We start from the raw sequence: 24,830 nt of genomic DNA on the forward strand, positions 1-24,830 counted from the left end.
ATTTAGAAATGATTGTACCTACTAGTCCGGGGGGTGGCTCAGACATACAGGCAAGATTTATGGCACCATACTTAAGTGAACATATACCGGGTTCTCCTGATGTACAAGTTGTAAACATAGCTGGCGGGGGAACAATTACAGGTTCCAATGAATTTGCCCTAATGAGAGAGCCAGACGGTGAAAGTTCTTTGTGGGCTAGTATATCTACAACCACGGCTTACTTACTAGATGAACAGGGAGTAGAATATGACTACGAAAATTTCAAGCCAGTCATTGGATATCCTGATGGAGGGGTAGTTTATGTTTCTGATTCTACTGGAATTAGCGAACCAAATGAAATTTTAGAAGCCGAGGAGGAGTTGGTTTATGGGGGCACCAGTGTCACAGGACTACCACTAACCATTCTTCTATCCTTTGAGGTTTTGGGGTTAGATGTAGATGGGATTTTTGGCTATGAAGCAGTGGACCAGCTAGAGTTGCTTTTGAACAAGGTGAAACGAACATGGATTTTCAGACTACTTCTAGTTATTTATCAAACGTAGAACCTATGGTAGAAGATGGACAAGCTGTACCAATGTACTCAATAGGACAGCTTGATGAGGATGGAAACCTTGTCAGAGATCCACAGTTTCCTGATTTACCGACAGTAGAAGAAGTCTACATAGATATTTACGGTGAAGAGCCATCCGGAGAGGCGTGGGAGTCTTACAAGGCCTTTGTAGGTGCTGTGTTTACTGTCCAAAAGGTTCTTTGGGTGCATGATGATGTCCCTGAAGAAGCATTTAATGAATTAGTAGAAGGGGCCGAAGGGATGGTCGAAGACGAGCAATATCAAGTTGAAGGAGAGGAAGTAATGGGCTATGAACCGTTTGTAGGAGACGAAATACAGGAAATGATGCCAAGACTTCTTGATCTTCCTGAAGGTACAGAGGAATGGGTGAAAGGATTTTTAGATGAAACCTATGGACTGGACCAATAAATTTCTTTGGTACATGCAAGTAAGTTCAAAATTTAAAGCAAAGCAAAGGAAAGGAGGAGAACACAAAGATGCTGGAGACTCTTGTTGAGACATTAACGATCGTTTTAGATGGGTCGCGGTTACTATACATGATGCTAGGTATATTTATCGGGTTAACGATTGGCTTGCTGCCTGGGTTAAGCGGTACGGTAGGTATGTCAATCCTTCTTCCCTTTGTTTATGGGATGGATCCATATGCAGGTATGGCTCTATTAATAGGGATGGTAGCGGTTGTCCATACAGGAGACACGTTCCCTTCTGTGCTCTTGGGGATACCGGGATCTTCTGGGTCTCAGGCAACGATAATGGACGGCTATCCACTAGCTAAAAAAGGGCAGGCTGCACGGGCATTAGGAGCTGCATTTTTTTCCTCTATGGTTGGAGGTGTGATAGGCGGGATTATCCTCTTTTCTATTATTCCAATTGTTCGGCCGGTAATACTCACCTTTGGATCGCCAGAACTCTTTATGCTCGCTCTATTAGGGTTAAGTATGGTAGGTATTCTCGCTGGAAAAAACCCTTTTATTGGAATTTTAGCAGGTTTATTTGGAATGATGCTTGGAGTAATAGGGAGTGCTCCATCTGTACCTGAATACCGCTATACCTTTGACTGGTTGTACTTGTATAATGGCATTCCGCTGCCACTAGTGGCACTTGGCCTTTTTGCTTTTCCTGTGCTGATTGACTTACTAGTTGGCAGACGCAGTATATCAGAAAGCTCGTCTCTTTCTGGAAGTTGGTTTGAGGGAGTTAAAGATGCAGTAAAGAACCGTTGGTTAGTCTTACGAAGTTCTATTTTGGGGGCAGTAGCTGGCTTTATCCCTGGATTAGGTGGAAGTGTTGTGGATTGGTTAAGCTATGGCACGGCTAAACAAACGAGTAAAAACAATGAATCCTTTGGAAAGGGTGACATTCGGGGTGTTATTGCACCTGAAAGCTCTAACAATGCAAAAGAAGGAGGCTCTTTAATTCCAACGTTAATGTTTGGAATACCTGGAAGCGGAACCACTGCCATCCTCCTTGGTGGACTGCTTTTAATGGGTGTAGAAGCGGGGCCTAGAATGGTAACTGATGAACTCTCCTTGACGATGTCAATCATATGGACACTTGTAATAGCAAATATTATAGGGCTGCGGCTTGTCTGTTCCTAACCAAACCCATTTCACGCTTTAGTTTAATTGAACCTGCGAAGCTAGTTCCATTCCTTGCCATCATTTTAATTATAGGAGCCTATCAAACAAGTCAGCACTGGGGAGATCTATTGTTGTTTGTGTTGTTGGGTATTATTGGTTGGATTATGGTTCAGCTTGACTGGCCAAGGGCCCCAATATTAATAGGATTTGTATTGGCTTTGGCAGCCGAAAGATACCTTTGGATTTCCGTCTCCCGTTTTGATTGGGAATGGGTGTACCGACCGGGAGTTTTAATTATAGCAGGTATCATCATTTTAATATTTGCCAGCAGTTATTGGATAATTAAATTAAGTGCTCTAAGAGGGGCTAAAAATAAAGGGTGAGTATTAATCATGCGGAAAACAACCGTGTCTCTTATATTTATTGGTTTTATCTTTATAGGATGTATTTGGTTCATCATTGAATCTTTTTCTTTTCAAGATACAGCTAGATATTTCCCCATGACTGTAGCATCAATAGGGGCAATCATTTCCTTGATTGTCTTTATACAAACCTTAATACATCATGTGAAAACAAAGGAAGAAACGCTCTTTCATCAGCAATTTGGAGAAGTACTAAAGTATGCTGGATGGTTAATCGGTTATATCCTGTTAATAAATATTATAGGTTTCATTCCTTCTACGGTAATTTATTTAATTGCGTTTTTATACTTTGTCACTCGTATGAAATTACTCCAAATTGCAGTTAGTGTAGGGGGAACATTAGCTTTCCTCTTTGTACTAGGAGAGTTTGTAGAGTTAAAGTGGCCAGGAGGAATACTCTTTTACATGTAAGGTGGAATAACTAATAGAATGAGGTGGTTTGGTTGACTAACCAAAAAGAAGATGTGATGCAGCAGTTTGGCAAGAATGCCTACGGATACACAGTAAGCGAGCTTCATGCGAAAGGAAAGGATCTTTCATTGTTAGTAGAACTATCAGAGAAAAAAGGCAGCGAACAGTTATTGGATGTAGCTACAGGGGCCGGGCATACAGTCAATGCCTTTGCTCCCTATGTAGCTGAAGCGGTTGCCTTTGACCTTACAAAAGAAATGTTAACAGAAGCTCGTTCCTTGATTCAGAAAAATCAACACGAAAATGTCTCATTTGTTCATGGTGATGCAGAAGAAATGCCTTTCCAGGATGATTCCTTTGACATAGTTACCTGCCGGATTGCTGCCCACCACTTTCCAGACCTGCATAAGTTTATGAAGGAAGTACAGCGAGTCTTAAAGGTTGGTGGAGAATTTCTACTTATAGACAATACTGCCCCGGAACTAGACAGTTTTGATACGTTCTATAACACAATTGAAAAAGAGCGGGACCACAGCCATGTAAGAGCATGGAAAAAGTCTGAGTGGCTGGCTATGCTTGAGGAGCATGGGTTGGAACTCAGTGTATGCCATCGTTATGAAAAAACCTTTCACTTTGATGATTGGTGTGATCGAATGAAAATGACAGAAACCGAAAAACAAGACTTAAGCTCTTTCATCAATAACGCAGATGAGGAGATAAAGGCAAAATTTAAAATAAAAGCTGAAGAAGACAGAGTGGTCAGTTTTAATGGAGAGGCCATCGTGTTAAAAGCTACTAAATCATCATAGATTTGTGATATGTAAATCCTTAATTACGGTTTGGGGACTAGCTTTCTTCAAAGGAGATTGGTATGGATAAAAATGTAAAGTTTCACAATCTACTAACAAAGGAAGAGGGTATCATTGTCGCTCCAGGAGCTGCAAATGCCTTAACAGCTCGGCTGATTGAAGAAGCAGGGTTTCCTGCTGTATACGTTACTGGAGCCGGCTTATCAAATAACATGTTAGGAATGGCAGATGTTGGGCTGCTTTCTTTTAAAGAAGTGTTGGATCAAGTGAAGTACATTTGTGATGCCGTAAACATACCAGTTATTGCTGACGGTGATACCGGGTTTGGGAATGCGATTAATTTGGTAAGGACCGTGACTGAATTTGAACATGCCGGTGTTTCAGCAATTCAACTGGAAGACCAAAGTACTCCAAAAAAATGCGGACACTTTGACGGAAAACAAATAGTTTCCGTTGAAGAGATGACAAACAAAATAAAAGCAGCAGTAGACACAAGAAAAGATCCTAACTTTAAAATTATAGCAAGAACGGATGCCCGAGCAACTGAGGGGATTGATTCAGCAATTGAAAGAGCTCAGAGGTATAGCGAAGCCGGTGCAGACATTTTATTTGTTGAAGCACCTCAAACAGAGGATGAAATGAAGACAATCACAAAATCACTGCCTCATGCTCCACAAATTGCCAACATGGTTGAACATGGGTTAACCCCTTTAAAGACAAATGAAGAACTAGAAACGCTCGGATATAAGATTGTCCTTTATGCCAACTTTCTTAATAGAAGAGCGATAAAAGCAATGCAGGATGCCTTACTTTCCCTTAGGGAAGATCAAACTACTCAACACATGCTCGACGAGATTATTTCGATGAAAGAAAGAAACCGACTAACACACTTAACAAAAATCAAACATTTAGAGGATAAATACTTATAAATTAATGAAACAGATATAATGTATGAAAGCTGTTTTTTCAAGACCCCATTTTGATAAATGGGGTCTTGAAAATAATGAAGGCTTTTTTACATTAAAAGTATGAAAAAGAGAGAATGGTTTGTTGTATCTAATAGTAAACACCTAATGAAAACTGGCTGTATACTTCCCCCTATAAGATTAAACCCTCGAGTCATTTACTCCTTCCGCAAAAACTTTAACCGTCCAAGATTTATTAATACTTTAAAACCCCTTCTTACATACTAAAGAGGGGATGTTTTTAGATAGGTTAGTGGTAGTTTTGTTTCTCAGTAGTCTTACGGAGCTTTGATTCCCATACTATCTTCTGTGTACCCCATTTTTTTAGAAATTTCTATGGCCCCTTCTCGAATAAGTTCTTGAACCAAATCCAATTGATCTTCTATATAAACCGTTGGTCCAACAGCCCCTATAGCTGCAATGACATCTCCGTTCATGTTAAAAATAGGGGCTCCAACCCCGGTTACCCCTAGTGTAGTTTCGTCAGTTTCTGTATATAATTTTGTTTGTCTTATGTTCTCTAGGCGTTCATTTATAACAGTTTGATCGGTTATCGTCTTTGTAGTGTACGTTGGTCTTGGAATTTTTAAAATTCGATCCCTTTCTTTTCCGGAAAAAAGCTAATATGCTTGGGCCGAGTACCCCATAAATATAAGGTCTTCTCTGTCCAATAGAAGAAGAGAATTTTAGCCCATGATTTTTTTCTTTTTTAAATACATAAATGATCTCATCCCCATCAGGCACTGACATAATAATGGTTTGTCCTGTTTTCTCAAAGATATTTTCTAAGATCGGCTGTGCTTCTTCCCGAACGTCTAGAACATAGGGAGTAAGAGATCCTAGGGCAAAGAGTTGAACACCTGGTTTGTATTTCATTGTTTTTTCATTGAAATGAACGAGACTCCTTTTTTCTAACGTGCACAAGAGACGATAAACAGTGGAATTAGGTATTTCTGTTTTCTTTGCTAGTTCCTCAATACTTAGTTCAGGTGTATCTGCGGAAAAAGCTAATAATATATCGATTGCGCGGTCGACAGAACGTATTGGATTCATTTTAACATTACGCAATAGGCTCCCCCCTAATAGGAACATCTTAACTCATACCTCGAGAAAAAGATTTCATTTTTGTATGGTAAGTATATCAAAATTCTAAAAGAAGAGAAATATTAACCAATCTAAATAAATAGGAAAGGACCAAACACCTAATATAAAGTACAATAACCTTTTTTCACATAGTCTTAAACTCTATCTTCCACTCTTACTGTGACGACTTAATAATACTCAAAAGAAAATTAAATTCAAACAATTATAAAAATTTAAATAACATTGACTAGTCTCACAATACTTGCTATACTTTTATCAAATAATGAGTTAATGAACTCACATAGTGAGTAAAGATGAATATGCTAAGTGAGGAGGTCCCTTGTAGACTGTAATACTATTTTACTAGATATTAGTTCCTTTAGGTAATTTTGAAAGCGTTATCTTTTTGGTTTATTTTGGAAATCAGTTCTCTTGATGTTGAAACAATAATCTTATTTAAGAGGGTGAAGATATGAGAAAATTTTACAAAGGTATGTTAATTACAGGGGGAACCGTTTTGCTCTTAACTGCATGTGGTGAGGGAAACGACTCATCTGCTGGCTCCGAGCAAACGGGAACGGATGAGGGACAACCAGAAGTGGAACAAGCTGAAAATGGAAATGGTGGATCCTATAGTTTTGCTACTTCTCCTCAGGGGACATCCGTTAACGCTGTAGGAAATGGCTTAGCTAGTATGATCAATCAAAACTCCGATGTGTCAACTTCCATTCAACCTTATGCAGGGATTAACGCATGGCTATCTCAATTAAATGATGGAAACATAGGATTTGGTGTAGATAGTGCACCAGACATGGTTTTTGCTTATCAAGGAAACGAGGAAGTAGGGTACGAGGAGTCGATGGATGAACTGAGACTACTAGTACGAGGTAATTTTATCAAAGCAACTGGACTGGCAGTCAGAGAAGACTCTGGTATCGAGAGTGTGGCAGACCTGGAGGGCAAGCGTGTAGCGTCAGATTTTTCTGGAGCCACTATAGCAAGGCTTATCTCGGAAGCAACATTATATGCTAATGGATTGACCTGGGATGATGTAAATAATGTACCTGTTCCCTCCATTGACAGGGGAGTAGAAGCCCTTCAAAACAACCAAGTGGATGCTACTTTTGCGCTTGTGCCATCAACGCCTCTAATGCAGGAAGCTCATAATGCGACCGGGCTTGCTGGCTTTGATTTTTAGATGATTATGGACCAGATGAAATTGAAAGCGTTTCAGATGAGGTCTTTGAAGAAATAGAAAAAGGGTTCCTGGAGTTGAAATGACGACCGTGGACCCGGAAGGATATCTAGCAGAGGAGACAACAGGGATTCAATATCCAAACTACTTTATTTCTTCTACACACATGGATAATGACACGGTTTATGAAGTCCTGGAAACACTGTGGGAAAATCACGAGCAATTACATGATATTCATCCTTGGCTAAGTACATGGGAGCCAGAGCAAATGTTTGATGAAAACCCTGAGATCCCATACCACGAAGGAGCAATCGAATTTTTTGAAGACCAGGGGATTTGGACTGAAGAAGCACAGGAAGCCCAAGATGAACTAACTGGAGATTAAATCTATTTGAAATAGGAGCTTTTCTTAAGACAATACAACGATAAGGATCCCTTAATGATGTATTGTCTTTCTTCTCCTTATCTTTCTCAATAAAGTTTATGCAGGAGGAAAGTACTATGTCAGATAAAAAAGTGCAAACAACCAATCAAAGACCTCCGAAAGAAGCCCAGCAGCAAAGATACCGTAAATTTGAGAATAAATTTATGAATTTATTAGTCAGTGCTTCTTTAATAATGATTCCTGTAGTTGGGATTTTGTTTGTTTTAAATGTCCACCAACAAATGGGTCTTACTCTTTTTAATGAACAGTATTTTGGTTTGTTTTTTGCGCTTATTCTATTTGGGGTTTTTCTTGTTATCCCGGCTACGAAGAACTCGCCTAAAAACAAAGTTCCTTGGTATGATTGGATTCTTGCCGTTACTGGCTTAACTGTGGGTGGGTATCTCTTGTTTTTTTACCCAAGTATTATGTTAATGATCGGACAAGTAACAACCGAACGATTTATTATTAGTGCTCTTGCTGTTTTATTAGTGTTAGAAGCCATACGCCGTATGCTTGGACTCGTTTTATTGCTCATTGTGGTCAGTTTTATTTCTTATGGTTTCTTGGCTCCGTATATGCCAGGCGTACTAAGCGGAAGCGCTACCGCCCCTGATCAACTCTTTAATTACTTATATCTGGATCCAAGCGCAATGATGAGCATGTTAAATCTAGCTGCTACCATTGGTTTAGTGTTTATCCTGTTTGGACAGATATTAATTTTTATGCGTGGTGGAGATATTTTAAATGATATCGCCTTATTTTCATTCGGTCGGTTTCGAGGCGGACCAGCTAAAGGGTCCATACTGGGGTCAACATTCATTGGGTCAGTTACTGGGAACCCAGTTTCCAATGTCTTGCTCACTGGAAATGTGACAATCCCCCTGATGAAGAGAAATGGTTTTAACTCTACTCAAGCAGGAGCTGTTGAGTCAGTAGCTTCAACGGGAGGACAGATTATCCCACCGGTTATGGGTATTGCGGCCTTTATTATTGCTGAGACATTAGGAGTGCCGTATGTGGAAGTTGCAGTAGCAGCTATCATCCAGCCTTTCTTTATTACTTATGTTTATTTTTACAAGTGGACTTTATTTCAGCTAGACAAGGTGCTACTGGATTAAAATCACATATGCTGCCTTCTTTTAAAGCAGTTGTAAAGACAGGTTGGTTAATCATCCCAGCCTTTGGATCTTTGGTATATTTCTTATTTGTTGTTGGATATACTCCCTCTTTATCAGGGATGTATGCTTCTATTATCGCCTTTTTAACGTTAGGATTGCTGCAAAAATCGGTTCGAAAAAAACTATTTACAAAGTTGTATGATCTTCTTTTTGGCACGGGAAAACTCATGCTAGAAATCACGATAGTACTTGCAGCCGCGGGTATCGTCATGGGTGTAACTGGAATTACAGGCTTAGGTTTTAATATTGGTATGCTTTTACAAGGGATTGCGGATTATGGATTGCTGACACTTTTGATCGTAAGTGCCCTGGTCTGTATTGTTCTAGGCATGGGTATGCCTTCTGTAGCAGCGTACGCGGTTGTTGCCGTACTCGTTGCTCCCACTCTTATACAATTGGGAGTTGAACCATTAGCTGCCCACTTATTTGTCTTTTATTTTGCCATCGTCTCTAATTTTACTCCGCCAATTGCTGTTGCGTGCTTTGCTGCTGCACCTATTGCTCAGGGCAGTCCACATAAAATAGGTTTCCGGGCCATGCAACTAGGCATTGTTGCATACATTGTCCCATTTTTATTCGTTTATGCACCGGAACTATTAATAAACCTTGATGGTAGTCAAGCATGGGTAGCAACTGGGATTTCTTTAGCTACAGCTGTCTTTGCGTGTTACCTCTTGGCCATGGGAGTAGAGGGATATCTCTTTGATCGTTTACATTACGGAAAAAGAATCATAGTCACAGTTATAGCCGCATTTCTGTTTATGCCTTATACCATGTGGGAGTATAGCTGGATTTTAAACTATTCAGGTCTTGTTCTCGGTATTCTTTTCATTTTAAATGAATGGAAATTGAAAAAAAAAGATTTTCAACCTTTAACTACCAAAGAGAATTATAAACTTCAAAATGATTAAACGTAATGTAAAAAAGACGCGGTTTCTTCCTGAGTTTTTTAGAAGCCGCGTTTTTCGTTACCTGGAAAAATGATTAGAGGAATGGTAAACGTGAGAGAAATTAAATTTAATCCCATACGATCGATCGAACGAAGCATAGATGTCTTACAAGCATTTACTACGGTTAATGAAAAGCTCACTTTAGAAGAGGTCGTTGAATACACAGGAATCCCCAGGTCTACGGTTTATAGGATTTTATGTACGCTTGAGAGTCGAAGAATGGTAGAGTTCGATGAAAAAGAACAAAACTATAAACCAGGGCTTAAGCTGATTGAAATGGGAGTGTTTCTCTCCTATTCCCTTGATGTGTATCAAGAAGCGGAAGATATTCTCCTACGCCTGCAGGCAGATACGAAACAATCGATTGTAATGGCGCTAGGGGATGAAGAGGACATCATATATGTTTTTATTAAAGAAAACAGTGAAGGGTTAAAGTTTTCATCAGTCGTTGGCCAACGCCGTCCTTACGTATATGGGGTCTTGGGATATACCTTACTCGCCTTTGAAGAAACAGATAAGGTAGAGCGGATCTTGGATAAAGATATTCCTAAACGAACGAAATATACAGTAACAGAGAAAGAGAAAGTAATGCGTAGGCTTGAAGATATTCGTTCAAAAGGTCTGTTTACAGAAAAGGATGAAACCACAATAGGGGTTACAGGAGTGGGAGCGCCGATTTTAATCAAAAGGGCAACCTGAAGCAGCCGTCGGGATTGTAGGTCCCTCTGTTCAGCTAAAAGGACCAGAACTTGCAAAGGCCGAAAATCTCCTTTTGAAAGCAACACAAGAGATATCCGTCCGTATGGGTTACAAAGGTAAGTATTTCAAAGAGAAGAAAGATTCTTTACTTTTAAGCAGGGAGGATAGGTCCTAGTGAAAGCGATAAGAAAGCAAGAGAGAAAATATGGAAGCATCGGGGTAGAGGAAGTTCCACTGCCTACCTGTACTGAAAATGAGGTGACCGTACGAATCAAAACAGCGTCTGTGTGCGGGTCTGATATTCACGCATACACCTTTTCGCCAACTCATCACTATATAAACACCCCGATTACGATGGGGCATGAATGTGCAGGAGAGGTTATAGAGGTTGGATCAAACGTAGAAGATTTTGTTCCAGGTGATCCTGTTGTAGTGGAGGCCATTTTGTATTGTGGAAAGTGTTCTTCTTGCATGCAAGGAAACACTCATTTATGCAACGAGTTTGAGGTAAGAGGAATGAAGATGGATGGTGTTTTTACGGAGCAAATCGTGACGAAACCAAAATACCTACACAAAGTTCCTTCAGAGTTGTCTTTTGAACAAGCTTGCCTGGTTGAGCCTTTAGCAGTAGCAATTCATGCGGTTGTAGACAATTGTGACGTAACCCCCGGCGAGCTGGTTCTAATTTCAGGACCTGGCCCCGTTGGTATACTTACAGCCCACGTCGTTCGGTCAATGGGAGCGATCCCGGTTATAACTGGACTGTCAGATGATGAAAAAGCGAGGTCCCCGTTGTTGCGAAAGAATGGCTTCCACGCAGTGAATGTAGAAAAGGAACAAATGACTACTTATCTTCAACATCACTTTAAAACAGATAAAGTAGGGGTGGTAATTGAATGCTCAGGATCTCCCCTTGCGCTTCAGTCGAGTTTACAGGTGTTACAAAAAGGTGGTGTGGTCACCCTTGTAGGCCTCTATTCGCGCCCTGCCCAAATAGACTTAACCCACCTAGTGAGAAGTGAGATAAGTATTCGTTCAAGTTGCGCTTATAAATGGAATAACTTTCGACAAGCGATTAATTTATTAGCAACTAAAAAACTAGAGTTAAGTGATCTTATCACACTCTATTCCATACATGAGGCGGAAAAAGCATTTGAAGATGCTATTTGCAAAAAAGTTGTTAAGCCTGTTTTTAGATTCTAACAATGTATAAGGGGAGGTATCTAGTATGTATAGTTTAAAAGGACAAGTCGCTTTGATAACAGGAGCAGCACACCCTCTAGGTATTGGACGATCCATTGCGAATCATCTGGGCAGCCACGGTGCCAAGATTGTGATAGGTGACATTGATCAGACATACTTGGAAAGCGCTGTACACGATTTAGAGGCGAAGGCATATCTGCTTCTAGTTACGATGTAGATGTTAGTAATCTAGAAGAAATTAAAAAACGGTAGACACTGTGATTAAAAAAGAAGGACGGGTTGATATATTAGTAAACAATGTAGGGGCACCAGCAAGACAGATAGAGAAAGTGTGGCTGGTGGCTCTGACTCTACTGCTACATCAAGCAGTACGCCTCTCCTTGGTATTTCAAATGCTACCGTCGAACAATGGGAAAAAATTATTAATGTTAACTTAAATAGTGCCTTTTTTTGCTCTCAAGCAGTTCTTCCTTATATGAAAAAGCAGGAGTATGGCCGCATTGTTAATTTTGCTTCCATAGCTGGCCAGCGAGGTGTAAACAAAATTGAATCTTTCACCTCAGGCCCGTATGCCGTAGCCAAAGCAGCCATCATAGGCATGACACGTCAACTTGCACTAGAAACAGCAGAGTATGGAATCAATGTAAATGCTGTTTCTCCAGGTTTTGTGAAATCAGCGCGTGGACAAGCATTAGAGAGCTTACCGGAAGAGCATAAAGAAGCACTGTTGCAATCAATACCTAAAGGAAGGTTTGGTGACCCTGAAGAGGTAGCTAGTGTTGTACTCGGTCTTTGCACCACCCAGTTTCAGTATGTAACAGGACAAACAGTTAACGTGAACGGTGGCATGTACTTTAGTTGATTGATTAGGGGAACCTTTTGATAAGGATGTGAAACCTGTAAACAAACCCTTATGGCATTTTGTGCTGTGTAAGGGTTTTTATATTCCAACATACAGAAAGAGTAAACGGTTTTTATAAATATCTGAATATTTTTTATAATTCATTGACAGTAGCATAAAACTCGTGCTACTTTTATTATAACAAAAATGAGATGGTCATCTCATCTAGTGAAACGAAAGGGGAGTTATGATGAGCACAGTAGTTAGTTATAAAGAAGAAACCCTTAATGTGAAGGGGTGTAATGTAAGAGTCTTACGGAAAGGAGAAGGAGAACAGGTACTTTGGCTCCACGGAGCAAATGGTGGCGGATGGAATCCTTTCTTAGAGGAGTTATCCAGCATTTTGAAGTAATAGCGCCCGATCACCCTGGTTTCAACGACTCAGATGTTTGCAAACACATGGACAGCGTCGAAGACATGGCTTTCCATTATCGTGATTTTCTCGATTTGCTGGAAATAGAAAGCGTTTCCATTTGTGCGAGTTCCCTCGGTGCATGGATTGGACTTCAATTTGCACTGACTCACCAACACAGAGTCAAAAAACTGGTGGTTTCGAATGTAGCAGGTATAAACATTCCTGGCGTGGAATCCATTGATCCGTTTAGCATGACTATTCATGACCTTTCTCAACGCCTTTTTTATGATAAATCTAAAGCTCCTCAAATGCCGCCTCTAGATAGCATGCCAATCGAAATGTTAAAAAATAGATCCATGCATGCAAGACTCATGTGGGAGAAGGGATATGATCCTAAATTATTATCCAGAGCGGAAGGTCTTCACGTCCCAACCTTGATTATATGGGGAGAAAATGATGAACTTATCCCAGTCGAAAACGGAGAAAAGCTAGATGCTGCATTGCCAAATTCAAAACTTGTTGTATTTGAGGAAACTGGACACTTACCTTACATCGAAAAGCGAGAAGAACTACTAAAAGAAATTTCAAAATTTATATAAAGAAGGAGTGGATCATAATGGTTCAAGCGTTTGGATTCCATTTAATGCCTTACAAAAATATGCCTGAGGATTTTAATGATAAGTATGAGAGCGCATGGGTAAACTTCTCCAATTCTCATTTTGATCATGAATTAGCAAATGAGCTTTATAATTCTTACCTAGATGAGTTGGAATATTGCGAAGAAGTGGGTTTTGACGGGATTGGAGTCAATGAGCATCATCAAACTGCTTATGGATTAATGCCCTCTCCTAATGTAATGGCTGGTACGTTAGCAAGACGAACAAGCCGCGCAAAGATTGCAATCTTGGGAAATGCTATTTCCCTTCATGAGCATCCACAGCGTGTAGCAGAGGAAGTTGCCATGCTGGATGTCATCACGAAAGGTAGAATCATTTCTGGTTTTGTGAGAGGAATCGGAGCAGAATCTTATTCTTTCCGTTTAGATCCTACGAAATCAAAAGACCGATTTTTTGAAGCACACGATATTATTTTAAAAGCCTGGACTGAAGATGGACCAACTTCCTACCATGGTGAACACTATGATGCGTTTAATATTAACTCCTGGCCGAAGACTTACCAAAAACCTCATCCGCCAATTTGGTGTCCTTCACAGGGGAGTAAGGATACAATTAAGTTTGCTGCCCAGAAGCGTTATACCTATTTGCAGACGTTTAGCTCTATTAAAAGTGTAAAGAAATCTTTTGATGCATACCGGGAAGCAGCAGAAGAAGAAGGGTACACAGCACAAGCAAGCCAGTTAGGATGGTCCGTGCTTATCTACTGTGCTGAAACAGACGAACAAGCTTATCGCGAAGCAGAAGAACATGCAAGGTACTTTTTTGACAAACTAATGGTCATGCCAAGAGACTTTTTCTTTCCACCTGGTTATATCCCACCAGAAGCAATGCAACAAATTTTGAAAACCAAGGCCGGGTTAGGTACACCCGGTGCATTAAAGTTTGAAGATCTAGTAAACAATGGATATATTCTTGTAGGATCCCCAGAAACAATTAAACAAAAGCTTAAAGAGTATCATTCTGAGCTTGGGTTTGGTGTAGTTAACATGAATATACAATTTGGAAATATGACGCACGAGAGAACGATGAATAATATTAGACTACTTGGAAAACATGTGATCCCTATGCTTCATGAACTTGAAGACCAGCCTAAAACAGTACAAGGATAGCCAAAAGGGGGGAGGAGAGGAACACTTTCCTCCCTTGTCAGTAATAAAAGAGAGAAAGGAGCAGGGAGGTTGGCAAAAAATCCAGTTAAGGAAGCATTAGTGATCATTGATATGCAAAATGATTTTTGTTCTTCCGATGGAATGATGGCCAAGAGAGGGATCGATGTCTCGTCAGTTCAATCGATTGTGCCTAATGTTCAAAGAGCTGTGGAGCATGCAAAAAGAAATGAATGTTTGATTATTTACATTCAAACACATCACCATTCACTTTCAAATGCACCGGTCTGGGAGAGTCGAAGTGAAGGCGTTCGACAACTATGTAGTACGCTATGGGGGAAGGATTTTTATGGCATAAGACCAGAGAAAAATGATTTGGTTATAGAAAAAAATAGATATGATGCTTTTTTAGGAACAAATCTAGATCTTATTTTAAGGTCCCAAGGTGTAAATAGGGTGCTGTTTGCCGGGTGCACAACCAATGTCTGCGTAGAAAGCACGGTTCGGCATGGGTTTATGCTTAACTATGAAACCATCACACTTGAAGATGCTACAGCAGCCTATTCACAGAATGAACATGAAAATGCTCTCTTTAATTTAAAACAATACTTCGGCAAGGTAAGGACCATCAACAATTATTTTAAGGAAAGGGAACTTTTATCAGGTAATAATTAAAAGTTTTCCCGGAAAGGAGAGAGATGTGAAGCTACTTGCCATATCAGGAACAATCGTAGGAAGTAAAACAGGAGCAGTGTTAAACAGCGTAGCCTCCAAAATTAAAGAGCAGTACTCGGAGGTAGAGGTGGAGACTATTAATTTAAAAGATTTTGACGTTGAATTTTGTGATGGTCGTGATCCCTCAGCTTACACAGGTGATACCCGAAAAATCATCGACAAAATTACTAATGCTGATTGTTACATTATAGCAACACCCATCTTTCAAGCTTCCATACCTGGAACGTTAAAAAACTTATTTGATTTACTTCCCGTGGAGGCAATGAAAAATAAGGGTGTCTCTGTTCTTGCCACTAGTGGCTCATATAATCATTACCTTGTAATGGAGAACCAGTTAAAACCTATCCTATCATACTTTAAAGCATACACCTTGCCATCCTATGTTTATATTCACCGAGATCACTTCGATGAACATAACGAGGTGGTTGATAAGGAAATGGTGGAAAGGCTGCATAGATTTATAAATGACTCTGTTAGCTTCTTTGGTGCAATGCACACGAAACAATGAAGGGGAGGGAAAGGGAGAATCTTATGAGCAAGTATAAAAAGAAACCAAAAGCAGCATTTACGACCTCTTCTAAAAAGCAGAAAGAACTTCTTCACCTCCCCGATTTATTGTTTGTCAAGTATTGTGAAAAAGAGTTTTTTATCAACCGAGGGATGTATAACACTATAGAGAATATCTTTTATCAAAAAGGAGCGACTCAGATTCTTGATCGGCGAAAACTAATCATAGAGTTTCTCCTTTATTTGGATAAAGAAAAAGGAATCAAGTCAAACGGAAGAGTGAAATTTGGAAGTCATGGTTTAGTTACTAGAATCAATGTCTTTTTATCTCGAGCTCATACACTCTCCAATCAAGGAGAAATAGCTCAAAGCTGAGGAGGAGCAGGTCATGTCTACAAGAAATGAAAACGAAAAAAACTATCCTCATAAAAGCCAATTCCCCAAACCTATCGTACTGTATGATGATTTACATTCAAAAGTAGCTTATCTTTTAGGTGGAGATAAGCATTTAAATGAACAGATGGTCAACTTTATGATTACAGAAGGGAAGGGACTAGTATACGTCTGTATTGAAAAGGACATGGCAAAACGCTTCAACCTAAATAGCTTGAAGAAAGAAGGAGAAGATCATTACAAAGAGTTCACCGTTTCAGTAGATCATATAGATAGTACAACAGGAATTTCTGCTTTTGAACGTTATCAAACAATAGCTTCGTTTGATAACAAAATGACTGAACCAAAAGATTTTCAACGACCTGGACATGTTTTCCCTTTAATCAGTAAACCTAACAAGCTTCTTGAACGGGAGGGAATTGCGGAAGCTGCTTTGGTGGCAGTGAAAGAGAAGGGGTTAGGGAAGATCGCAACCGTTTGTGAGATATTAAATAAACAAGGGGATATTGCATCATTCGAAGAGGTTAAACAATTGGCGACATATCATAACATGGAGATTTTTAATTTTAGTTCGCTTCTTAAAATACAAGCACTTGAAACGACTTGGCTAAAAGTTGAAAATGAAGAAGTCATCGATCCTGCCAAAGGTGTTAGTGTTTTAGAATTGAAAAATGACTATCTAGATGAAAGATACAAGGTTTATTTTAACTCTTTAGGCAATATGAAAATGGAGACGATTTATTATCAACCATGCCATATTGGTGATTTATTAAACTCAACTGCCTGTTCATGTTTGTTGCATTTTAAAGACTATTATGAGCAATTAGAGAATGGTTTGATACGCACGATTGTTTTTGGATTTACACCAGAAAGGAACGTTTCTAAAACAAAGCAGGGGTGCGTCCAGCAAGCAGTTATGAGGGAGATTGAACGTCTTATAAAAGAAAGAATAGTTTCCCCAGCTCATTCTAAGGTATATGTATAACCTCTCACTGTCCAATAGTGAGGGTTTTTTTATTTTTTAGTTGAGTGATTAAAGCACAAAATATTGACAATTGTCTAAAAAATTGATAAAGTCTACTTATAAAATGAGATTGCCAACTCATTTAGTGAGTTACACAAAGGGAGTGTAATTCTATTTTAGAAATCAAAGTATTAACAAGAAGACTTAAATATTTGGAGGCATGATTATGTCTAATCAACCCGTTGTTATTGCTGGTGCAGGACCCGTTGGTGTAACGCTTGCTGAAATACTTAGTTTAAATGATATTCCTGTGTTGCTTGTGGAAAAAGAAGCTGAACCAAATAAAGAGTGGCGGGCATCAACTTTTCACGCTGGAACCATGGAATTATTAGAACAAGAAACAGGTGTAGTTGATCGTATGTTGGAGAAAGGTTTTAAAGCATACAAAGTCCACTACAGAGATCGAAATGATGGGCTATATGCAGAGTTTGATTTTAGCCAAATTTCTGACATAACCAATTATCCGTTTCGCTTACAGTGCTCTCAGGCTACTTATGTTCAACTAGTCTTTGAACGGTTAAAGGACCGTTCAAATGTCGAAGTTATTTTTAATTCTGAGGTTGTTGATTATACCAGAATGAAGATGAAGTAAGTGTTACGATAGGGACGCCGGAAGGAGAAAGAGTCCTCAAAACTCCTTATTTGCTTGGAGCGGACGGGGGAAGAAGCAAGGTCCGGAAATTAACAGGTGTGCAGTTTGATGGCTATACTCATGAAGAACGATGGTTATTGGTCGGCACTCCTACCGATTTTCATGATTATATTCCTGATTTAGCCTATGTTAACTATATATCAGATCCTAACGAATTTTTGTTTATTTTACGAGTGCCAGAAGCGTGGAGGTTTCTATACCCTGTGAAACCGGATACACCTGAAAAGGAAGCCCTGGATCCACACAATATTCAAAAGACAATTCAAAAAGCCCTTAATACGACTGACCATTTCCCAATTGTAGAAAATACCATTTATCGGATACATCAAAGAGTAGCTGATAAGTTTTATAACGGAAGAGTCGTTTTAGTAGGGGATGCTGCTCATTTAAATAGCCCAATGGGCGGTCTGGGTCTTAATAGTGGCATACACGATGCGGTAGATCTCAGCCGCAGGTTAGTACGTATCTTTAAAGAAGGATCTAATCGAGAAGCCGAATTAAGAAAGTACAGTGAAGTCCGTCAACGTGTGGCGAAAAATTACGTAAAAGCTATAAGCGAAAAGAATACCAAGTTAATGAAAGAACAAGATGAACAGGAAAGAAAACGCCTGCAAAAAGAACTGAGTGAAGTGGCTAACGACCCTGAAAAAGCTAGGGAGTGGTTGATTAATTCTTCGTTAATTGCCAGTGTCCAAGATCAAGGCATTGGGAAACCTCCTGAAGTTAATCCCACAAAGTGAATAAATAGTAAAGAAGAAACAGCAAGAGTGTAGATGACTCTTGCTGTTTCTTCTAGCTGTCATTTTAAAGAAAAGGAGATAGTTACATGAAACAAGCACATATCTGGATTAATAATGAAGAACGAAAAAAGGATAATTATCAGTCAGTCACGGATCCGGGAGATTTTCGCAGAACTGTGGGACAAGTAGCGGTAGGAGAAGTATCTGATGTAGAAGATTGTGTGGAATCAGCTCATGATGCGTTTAAGACATGGAAAGGCGTCTCGTTGGATCAAAGAATTTCTTTTTTACAAAAAGGGGCTTCTTCTTTAACGAAGGATCTAGATGAACTTGCAGAACTTGTTTCTTCGGAAAACGGTATGCAAATCTCTACAACAAAAGCAGAACTATTACTAGCTTTAAATGGTATTCAGAATCTCATAGAATTGGCCAGGGACTACTTTACTACTCCATTAATTGAAGATGAAGAAAGCTGGGTGAAAGTTGAAAAAGATCCGAAGGGGGTTATTGCAGGAATCGTTCCTTGGAATGCTCCTATTGTATTGACGATGCAAAAGCTTGTACCAGCTGTTTTAAGCGGAAATACCATCGTATTTAAGCCTTCGCCTTTTGCTTCTCTGGGTACGTACGAAGTTATTAAACGAATGGCAGCCCCTCTGCCTCCGGGAGTAATAAACATTATTCATGGTGACGGTAAGGTAGGCTCAGCCTTAACTTCTCATCCTCATGTTCGGATGGTTTCCTTTACCGGTGGAGGAGAAACTGCCAAACACATTATGCGGGGAGCGGCTGATTCTCTTAAGGATCTTCACTTCGAGCTTGGGGGCAATGATGCAGCTATCCTTTTGGAAGATGCTGATATCCAAGAAACGGCCGCTGCCGTCATTCAAAGCAGTTTTAGAAAAGCAGGGCAGTATTGCTTTGCTACCAAAAGAGTATACGTTCCACATTCCATTTATGATTCTTTCTTTCATGAAATCGTTAACCACTTAAAAGAGGTTGAGGTTGGCCATCAATTGAATGAAAGTGCAACCTTTGGGCCCATGAACAACAAACAACAATTCGAACATGTTAAGACCCTCATACAAGAAGCCAAGGCACAAGGAGCAGAAGTCATTACGGAAGGAAAGAAGCTTCAGCCTGAGTTGTGGGAACATGGATATTACCTGTTACCGACAGCCGTAAAGGACATTTCTTTTGATCATAGGCTGGTAAAAGAAGAACAATTTGGACCCATTTTACCTATTGTTCCTTACAACGACCTTGAAGAAGCTATTGAAATGGCTAACAGTACAGAATTTGGTCTGGGTTCTTCCGTTTGGACCAATAACGAAGAGCTTGGGAAAGGTGTCGCTAAACAATTACAAGCTGGTTTTACTTTTATCAATGGTATCGCACAGTCCCGGCTAGGATATAAGCACATGCCTTTTGGTGGAGTCAAACAGAGCGGTATGGGAAGGGAAAACTCTGAGCTTGTATTTGAGGAGTATATAGACCACCACGCCATTCACTTTCATAAAGAGCGGAAGTAAAGAGCCGAACCGCATGAAATGATCTTACGGAAAAGCAAAAGCAAAATATAGATGACAGACAAGTAAAAATAAACTAAATATTCTTGACTATTTAAGTTCTCTTTTGCTATGCTTAAGTTAGTAAATGAGTTGGCAATCTCACATAATGAGTTAAGGGGTGTTTCACACATGAAAATTGCTTTATATAACGAAACAAAGGTTGGAGTTGTAAAGGACGACAAAATTTATGATGTGACAGATATAGTTTCTTGGGATGCAGATCACCCACAAGATTCGTTACTTACTTTTATGAAAAGCTACAAAACCAACAAGGAATTAATCGAGGAAAAGCTTACGGAAAACTTGGCCCAAAATCTTTCCGAGGTAAAACTAAATGCACCAGTTCCAAATCCTGGGAAAATTGTAGCGGCCCCGGTAAACTATTATCTGCACCAAGATGAAATGAATGAACAGTTTAACAATGCCGAGTATACGATTGAAAAATTAGGGTTCTTCTTGAAAGCGCCTTCTTCAATCATTGGTCCGGAGGATACGATAAAACTTCCTTTCAAAGATCGTAGAACAGACCATGAAGCAGAGCTGGCTTTCATCGTAGATAAACAAGCGAAAGATGTTCCCGCCTCCGAGGCCCATAAATATATATTTGGTTACTTTGGATTACTAGACATAACCGTACGGGGAAAAGAAGATCGTCCTTGGAGAAAATCGTTTGACACCTTTACTCCGATCGGTCCGTGGATTGTCACAGCGGATGAACTAGATACTCCCAATGAAGTAGACTTGAATCTGTGGGTAAATGAAGAAAAGCGTCAAGAAGCAAATACGAGAGACTTAATCTATGATTGTTATAAATTTTTAGAAGCAGCCTCCGCTGTTATGACACTAGAACCGGGGGATATCTTGACAACCGGCACCCCTCAAGGAGTTGGTCCCATTACAGCTGGAGATAAAGTAACCCTGCAAATTGAAAGAGTTGGAGAGTTTAAGGTCTCTGTTGATTATAAATAGGAGGGGTAAAGATGAATTCTGGTTCTAATCAAGAGCTTGAGAAGCTACATGAGAAATTAGAAGAAGAGAATCTAGGTCCACTTTGGTCATCCATACACGAGTTAAATACCATTGAACCTAAATCCAAACCCATTCCCTACCTTTGGAAAAGCGACCTTATAAAAAAACGGCTAAAAGAAGCTGAAGAACTTTTAACGGTGGGTGATGGGGCAGACCGCCGAGCAGTCTTTTTAATTAACCCTGGGATGAAAGATTTAGAACCTGTTGGTTGGGGCGGTGCCACTCAAACATTATATGCTGCAGTTCAAGCAGTCAAGCCAGGAGAAATAGCTCCAGCTCACCGGCATACAACCACTGCGTTGCGCTTTATTATTGACGGACATGGAGGCCAAGGACGAGTAAATGGTGAGAGAATCAATTTTGAACCGGGAGACTTCTTAATTACACCAACCTGGACCTGGCATGATCATACAAACATTGATGATGAAGAGGTACTATGGATGGACTGCTTGATGTTCCCTTTACCAAGTTTCTATCTACGTGTTTTACCGAATTTCATGAAAAAAAACAACAAGACCTGCTTGTAGAAGATGATTATAGTATAAAGAGGTATAACGGTGGGATGACTCGTCCAATCAGTGACCGTAAAGAAAAAATAGCTCCACTAGGACGTTATACATGGGAAAAAACAAAAGCAGGGATCGAAGGTCTTTCTAAATTAGAGGCAGATCCTTATGACGGGTATGCAGTGGAATATATAAACCCAACTACCGGTGGAGATGCAGTAGATCGAATTGGAGCACGCATGCAAAGGCTAGATCCGAAATTTAAAGGGAAAGCTCATAGACATGTCCATAGCACAATTTACCATGTTTTTGAAGGTGAAGGTTACTCAATCGTAGAAGGAGAACGATTTGATTGGTCTAAGGGAGACTTTTTGGTGGTTCCTACCTGGTGCTGGCATGAACATGTAAATACCTCAGATACAAAAGAGGCTTACCTTTTCTCTACGAATGATTTACCAATCATGGAAGCGTTTAACTTTGAAAGAGTAGAAGAGTACGAGGAAAATGACGGGCATCAAAAAGTGGAAAAGATATTTGAACCTATCAAAACTGGTGTAAAATTATAAGGTGTTATTAAGACGACAAAAGCTACTCAAAGCTTCTGTCGTCTTATTTTCTTTCACGGAATATGGATCACACCAAGCTGTAAAGAATGAGATTTTCTTGGAGGTGATTATATATATATGTTCACTCAATGTACACGCTGGATGAACAATGTGGAATTCACCATAATCAGGATATTAACATGTTCAAACGAATAGTGGGGGAGGAAGATGATTTTTGCGTATGCCAAAGTAAGTTCTAGATATCAAAATTTGTTTCGTCATATTAAAGAGGTAGGCGATTAGGCCTGCGAGCAAATATATTTAGAATAACAATCTGGACAATACTTAGAAGTTTCTCGTTTTCACTTTTTCTTCTCGCCTTTTCCTTTTTCAACAAGTTAATCACTTTTGTTGTAGTGGGAAGGTTCTTGATCGTCTCATCAAACCCCATCTCTCCTTTCAGCGGAACGGCAACATTAACCTGGGCACCCATCCTGCCATTGATTATGTGTTACTGGCTGAATTGTAATTATCACTCTTAAGGAATTAAGAGTTACGTAAAGACTTTGCTAAATTTTCTGACATTTATGTTGACATTATTTTCTTTCACAGATATTATAAAATGAAACCAGGGTGTAACGGGTTACACATTGGTTTTTATAAGAACGAGGAAGAGGTTTATGAATGACAACGATTAAAGATGTAGCCAAACAGGCAGATGTTTCTGTAGCCACCGTTTCTCGTGTTTTAAATAACAATGGCTATGTTAACGAAGATACGAGAAAAAAAGTATTGAAGGCTATCGATGCATTGAATTATAAACCAAACTCTGTTGCTAGAAGTTTATTTAAAAAACAATCAAAAACAATTGGTTTAATCATTCCCGACATTATGAATCCCTTTTTTCCAGAACTAGCCCGCGTGGTAGAAGATGTGATGCACCAACATGGATATACAGTCATTCTTTGTAATAGTGATGCAAACCCTGAAAAGGAAGCTCATTATCTCGATGTGCTAAAAAGTAAGTATATTGATGGAGCCATTATGGTAACGAATACTTTGAAACAAAAGCATATAGAATCATGGGATTTACCGCTTGTCGGGCTAGATCGCCCTCTAGAAGGACATATCCCTTCTGTGTATACAGATAATTTTCATGGTGCCAAATTGGCTGTTTCTCATTTACAAGAGCTTGATTGTCAACATATTGCACATATTCGAGGACCAAAGACTATTACTAATGCTCAGCAACGATACGAAGGTTATAAACAAGAAATACAAAAGCACGGGGCCTTTCGAGAAGAATTGGTTGTGTCAGGGGAATACCAATGGGAAACCTCAGAGAAAGTGACTACCGCATTACTCAAAAACATCCATATATAGATGGTATTTTCGCGGGGAATGATGTGATGGCTTTTGGTGTGATGAAAGCAGCTGAGAAAGTAGGGAGAAAGATTCCGCATAACCTTCAGGTAGTTGGTTTTGATGGCATCTGCTTAAGTGAAATGCTAACTCCTTCACTTACAACAATAAGTCAGCCAATAGAAGAAATGGGGAGAAAATCTTCAGAACTCTTACTTACAATAATAGAGGGGACCTTACCACTAGAGTATCCCAAACCCTTTAAGGGATCTTTAAAAATTCGATCTTCAACATTGAATGTTAGAAGGAGAGAGCATGATGGTACCTAAGGTCACAGTTATAGGAAGTATCAACATGGATTTAATTACAGAAACTACTCAAATTCCCATTCAAGGAGAGACAATCCTAGGCAATGGATTTAAAATGACACCTGGAGGAAAAGGGGCTAATCAAGCAGTAGCTGCAGCTAAGTTGGGTGGGGACGTTACATTTATTGGAAGGGTGGGTGATGATTTTTTGGAAATAAATTAATCGAACATATGAAAAGACAAAGGGTTTCCGTGGACCATCTGGAACCGGTTACACATTATCCTACAGGAGTAGCAAATGTCTTACTTTCTGATCAAGATAATCGAATTATAGTTGTGCCAGGGGCCAATAAAGCCGTAACTCCAGAAGTTGTTGAAACTTATAAAAAGGAAATTGCCCTTTCTGATGTATTATTATTACAGCTAGAAATTCCTCTTCAAAGCGTAGTAAAGGCTGCTGAAATTGCGAAACAGTACAATACAAAAGTCATACTAAATCCAGCCCCTATTCAATACCTACCAGAATTGCTTCTAGAAAATACAGACCTCGTAACTCCAAATCAACAAGAATTTAAACAACTTATCTCTTCAACCCAAAGAAACAAAGTAAAGAACGAACAATGTATTATCACCATGGGAAAGGAAGGAGCCGTGTATACAGAAAATCATATGAAGAAAAAGGTAAATGGCTTTGAGGTGCCGGTCGTGGATACCACTGGTGCTGGTGATACTTTTAACGGAGCTTTAGCGGTTGCTATTTCTGAGGCCAAACCAATAAACGAAGCAGTTTCCATTGCTAATGCAGCAGCTGCTCTTTCTATTCAAAAATTAGGCGCTCAGTCAGGAATGCCTGATAGGGATGAAGTGCTGGATTTCATATCAAATCACAGTAAAAAATAATAGGAACTGAGCGTTCCAACTACAGG

The 24,830-nt window shown here is 39.6% G+C and carries 24 protein-coding genes and 5 pseudogenes; 26 read left to right on the forward strand and 3 right to left on the reverse strand.

What is annotated here, in order from left to right:
* The first annotated feature begins 8 nt into the window (after positions 1-8).
* The 6 genes and pseudogenes from JCM19033_RS26455 to JCM19033_RS17600 all read left to right on the forward strand — a co-directional run bounded on the left by JCM19033_RS26455 (position 9) and on the right by JCM19033_RS17600 (position 4,722).
* Positions 9-542 (forward strand): hypothetical protein, encoded by a 534-nt coding sequence (locus tag JCM19033_RS26455; RefSeq protein ID WP_269758356.1) that lies wholly within the window; start codon positions 9-11, stop codon positions 540-542.
* A complete protein-coding gene (locus JCM19033_RS26460; RefSeq protein WP_054637279.1) occupies positions 503-979 on the forward strand; it encodes a hypothetical protein in 477 nt (158 codons plus the stop codon). Before JCM19033_RS26455 ends, JCM19033_RS26460 begins: the two co-directional genes overlap by 40 nt.
* Positions 980-1,110: 131 nt before the next feature.
* Positions 1,111-2,534, forward strand: a pseudogene (locus JCM19033_RS17585) (tripartite tricarboxylate transporter permease).
* A gap of 9 nt (positions 2,535-2,543) precedes the next feature.
* The gene (locus JCM19033_RS17590) at positions 2,544-2,984 is read left to right on the forward strand and encodes a tripartite tricarboxylate transporter TctB family protein (protein WP_054637280.1); all 441 of its coding nucleotides are present in this window, start codon (positions 2,544-2,546) and stop codon (positions 2,982-2,984) included.
* Positions 2,985-3,016: 32 nt separating this feature from the next.
* Complete coding sequence (locus tag JCM19033_RS17595) at positions 3,017-3,793, forward strand: class I SAM-dependent methyltransferase (RefSeq protein WP_374701264.1); 777 nt, start codon at positions 3,017-3,019, stop codon at positions 3,791-3,793.
* Between the two features lie 62 nt (positions 3,794-3,855).
* A complete protein-coding gene (locus tag JCM19033_RS17600) occupies positions 3,856-4,722 on the forward strand; it encodes an oxaloacetate decarboxylase (protein WP_054637281.1) in 867 nt (288 codons plus the stop codon).
* A gap of 314 nt (positions 4,723-5,036) precedes the next feature.
* On the opposite strand, the gene JCM19033_RS22650 is transcribed toward JCM19033_RS17600, so the two are convergent.
* A complete protein-coding gene (locus JCM19033_RS22650) occupies positions 5,037-5,351 on the reverse strand; it encodes an IclR family transcriptional regulator C-terminal domain-containing protein (RefSeq protein ID WP_083465554.1) in 315 nt (104 codons plus the stop codon).
* Positions 5,287-5,826, reverse strand: a complete 540-nt coding sequence (locus JCM19033_RS17605; RefSeq protein WP_054637282.1) for an IclR family transcriptional regulator — start codon at positions 5,824-5,826, stop codon at positions 5,287-5,289. The genes JCM19033_RS22650 and JCM19033_RS17605 overlap by 65 nt, the downstream gene beginning before the upstream one ends.
* 487 nt (positions 5,827-6,313) lie before the next feature.
* Here JCM19033_RS17605 and JCM19033_RS17610 point away from each other — a divergent pair, with 487 nt between their 5' ends.
* From JCM19033_RS17610 to JCM19033_RS17700, 18 genes and pseudogenes are all read left to right on the forward strand, one after another.
* Positions 6,314-7,039: a TAXI family TRAP transporter solute-binding subunit gene (locus tag JCM19033_RS17610; RefSeq protein WP_054637283.1), complete on the forward strand. Its 726-nt coding sequence runs from the start codon at positions 6,314-6,316 to the stop codon at positions 7,037-7,039.
* A 79-nt stretch (positions 7,040-7,118) separates the two neighbouring features.
* Complete coding sequence (locus JCM19033_RS17615; RefSeq protein WP_054637284.1) at positions 7,119-7,421, forward strand: TAXI family TRAP transporter solute-binding subunit; 303 nt, start codon at positions 7,119-7,121, stop codon at positions 7,419-7,421.
* Between the two features lie 551 nt (positions 7,422-7,972).
* Positions 7,973-9,552: pseudogene (locus JCM19033_RS26465) on the forward strand (TRAP transporter permease).
* A gap of 90 nt (positions 9,553-9,642) precedes the next feature.
* Entirely contained in the window at positions 9,643-10,290 is a 648-nt protein-coding gene (locus tag JCM19033_RS17630; protein ID WP_054637287.1) for an IclR family transcriptional regulator, read from the forward strand.
* Positions 10,291-10,464: 174 nt separating this feature from the next.
* A complete protein-coding gene (locus JCM19033_RS17635) occupies positions 10,465-11,493 on the forward strand; it encodes a zinc-binding dehydrogenase (protein ID WP_054637288.1) in 1,029 nt (342 codons plus the stop codon).
* Between the two features lie 25 nt (positions 11,494-11,518).
* Complete coding sequence (locus JCM19033_RS17640; protein ID WP_054637289.1) at positions 11,519-11,710, forward strand: SDR family NAD(P)-dependent oxidoreductase; 192 nt, start codon at positions 11,519-11,521, stop codon at positions 11,708-11,710.
* A 114-nt stretch (positions 11,711-11,824) separates the two neighbouring features.
* The gene (locus JCM19033_RS17645; protein WP_054637290.1) at positions 11,825-12,355 is read left to right on the forward strand and encodes an SDR family NAD(P)-dependent oxidoreductase; all 531 of its coding nucleotides are present in this window, start codon (positions 11,825-11,827) and stop codon (positions 12,353-12,355) included.
* A 321-nt stretch (positions 12,356-12,676) separates the two neighbouring features.
* Positions 12,677-13,348, forward strand: a complete 672-nt coding sequence (locus tag JCM19033_RS17650; protein WP_083465560.1) for an alpha/beta fold hydrolase — start codon at positions 12,677-12,679, stop codon at positions 13,346-13,348.
* Positions 13,349-13,365: 17 nt separating this feature from the next.
* A complete protein-coding gene (locus JCM19033_RS17655) occupies positions 13,366-14,535 on the forward strand; it encodes an LLM class flavin-dependent oxidoreductase (RefSeq protein ID WP_054637292.1) in 1,170 nt (389 codons plus the stop codon).
* Between the two features lie 69 nt (positions 14,536-14,604).
* Entirely contained in the window at positions 14,605-15,207 is a 603-nt protein-coding gene (locus tag JCM19033_RS17660) for a cysteine hydrolase family protein (RefSeq protein ID WP_054637293.1), read from the forward strand.
* A gap of 25 nt (positions 15,208-15,232) precedes the next feature.
* Positions 15,233-15,775 (forward strand): NADPH-dependent FMN reductase, encoded by a 543-nt coding sequence (locus tag JCM19033_RS17665; RefSeq protein ID WP_054637294.1) that lies wholly within the window; start codon positions 15,233-15,235, stop codon positions 15,773-15,775.
* 23 nt (positions 15,776-15,798) lie between these two features.
* Positions 15,799-16,149: a hypothetical protein gene (locus JCM19033_RS17670; protein ID WP_054637295.1), complete on the forward strand. Its 351-nt coding sequence runs from the start codon at positions 15,799-15,801 to the stop codon at positions 16,147-16,149.
* 13 nt (positions 16,150-16,162) lie between these two features.
* Positions 16,163-17,152 carry a 3,4-dihydroxy-2-butanone-4-phosphate synthase gene (locus tag JCM19033_RS17675; RefSeq protein WP_054637296.1) on the forward strand — a complete coding sequence of 330 codons (990 nt, stop codon included), beginning with the start codon at positions 16,163-16,165 and terminating at the stop codon, positions 17,150-17,152.
* A gap of 205 nt (positions 17,153-17,357) precedes the next feature.
* The gene (locus JCM19033_RS17680; protein ID WP_054637297.1) at positions 17,358-17,783 is read left to right on the forward strand and encodes an NAD(P)/FAD-dependent oxidoreductase; all 426 of its coding nucleotides are present in this window, start codon (positions 17,358-17,360) and stop codon (positions 17,781-17,783) included.
* Between the two features lie 8 nt (positions 17,784-17,791).
* Complete coding sequence (locus JCM19033_RS17685) at positions 17,792-18,583, forward strand: NAD(P)/FAD-dependent oxidoreductase (protein ID WP_083465562.1); 792 nt, start codon at positions 17,792-17,794, stop codon at positions 18,581-18,583.
* Between the two features lie 86 nt (positions 18,584-18,669).
* A complete protein-coding gene (locus tag JCM19033_RS17690) occupies positions 18,670-20,115 on the forward strand; it encodes an aldehyde dehydrogenase family protein (protein WP_054637299.1) in 1,446 nt (481 codons plus the stop codon).
* A 168-nt stretch (positions 20,116-20,283) separates the two neighbouring features.
* Positions 20,284-21,123: a fumarylacetoacetate hydrolase family protein gene (locus JCM19033_RS17695; RefSeq protein WP_054637300.1), complete on the forward strand. Its 840-nt coding sequence runs from the start codon at positions 20,284-20,286 to the stop codon at positions 21,121-21,123.
* Between the two features lie 11 nt (positions 21,124-21,134).
* Positions 21,135-22,255 (forward strand): annotated as a pseudogene (locus JCM19033_RS17700) (cupin domain-containing protein).
* Positions 22,256-22,517: 262 nt separating this feature from the next.
* Here the strand turns inward: JCM19033_RS17700 and JCM19033_RS17705 are convergent.
* Positions 22,518-22,727, reverse strand: coding sequence for a hypothetical protein (locus JCM19033_RS17705; RefSeq protein ID WP_054637301.1), 210 nt, complete (start codon positions 22,725-22,727; stop codon positions 22,518-22,520).
* A 191-nt stretch (positions 22,728-22,918) separates the two neighbouring features.
* On the opposite strand from JCM19033_RS17705, the pseudogene JCM19033_RS17710 reads away from it, so the two are divergent.
* Together JCM19033_RS17710 and rbsK are read left to right on the forward strand one after the other, a co-directional pair.
* Positions 22,919-23,925: pseudogene (locus tag JCM19033_RS17710) on the forward strand (LacI family DNA-binding transcriptional regulator).
* Positions 23,912-24,804, forward strand: a pseudogene (gene rbsK / locus JCM19033_RS17715) (ribokinase). Before JCM19033_RS17710 ends, rbsK begins: the two co-directional pseudogenes overlap by 14 nt.
* The last annotated feature ends 26 nt before the right edge of the window (positions 24,805-24,830 follow it).

Source organism: Thalassobacillus sp. C254 (assembly GCF_001310615.1).

Bases quoted from the DNA above. Each gene is read 5' to 3' on its own strand.
- JCM19033_RS17615 (WP_054637284.1), top strand. From the start codon at position 7,119: ATGACGACCGTGGACCCGGAAGGATATCTAGCAGAGGAGACAACAGGG.
- JCM19033_RS17690 (WP_054637299.1), top strand. From the start codon at position 18,670: ATGAAACAAGCACATATCTGGATTAATAATGAAGAACGAAAAAAGGAT.
- JCM19033_RS17675 (WP_054637296.1), top strand. From the start codon at position 16,163: ATGTCTACAAGAAATGAAAACGAAAAAAACTATCCTCATAAAAGCCAA.
- JCM19033_RS26455 (WP_269758356.1), top strand. From the start codon at position 9: ATGATTGTACCTACTAGTCCGGGGGGTGGCTCAGACATACAGGCAAGA.
- JCM19033_RS17640 (WP_054637289.1), top strand. From the start codon at position 11,519: ATGTATAGTTTAAAAGGACAAGTCGCTTTGATAACAGGAGCAGCACAC.
- JCM19033_RS17680 (WP_054637297.1), top strand. From the start codon at position 17,358: ATGTCTAATCAACCCGTTGTTATTGCTGGTGCAGGACCCGTTGGTGTA.
- JCM19033_RS17655 (WP_054637292.1), top strand. From the start codon at position 13,366: ATGGTTCAAGCGTTTGGATTCCATTTAATGCCTTACAAAAATATGCCT.
- JCM19033_RS17670 (WP_054637295.1), top strand. From the start codon at position 15,799: ATGAGCAAGTATAAAAAGAAACCAAAAGCAGCATTTACGACCTCTTCT.
- JCM19033_RS26460 (WP_054637279.1), top strand. From the start codon at position 503: ATGGATTTTCAGACTACTTCTAGTTATTTATCAAACGTAGAACCTATG.
- JCM19033_RS17590 (WP_054637280.1), top strand. From the start codon at position 2,544: ATGCGGAAAACAACCGTGTCTCTTATATTTATTGGTTTTATCTTTATA.
- JCM19033_RS17705 (WP_054637301.1), bottom strand. From the start codon at position 22,727: ATGGGTGCCCAGGTTAATGTTGCCGTTCCGCTGAAAGGAGAGATGGGG.
- JCM19033_RS17695 (WP_054637300.1), top strand. From the start codon at position 20,284: ATGAAAATTGCTTTATATAACGAAACAAAGGTTGGAGTTGTAAAGGAC.
- JCM19033_RS17610 (WP_054637283.1), top strand. From the start codon at position 6,314: ATGAGAAAATTTTACAAAGGTATGTTAATTACAGGGGGAACCGTTTTG.
- JCM19033_RS17600 (WP_054637281.1), top strand. From the start codon at position 3,856: ATGGATAAAAATGTAAAGTTTCACAATCTACTAACAAAGGAAGAGGGT.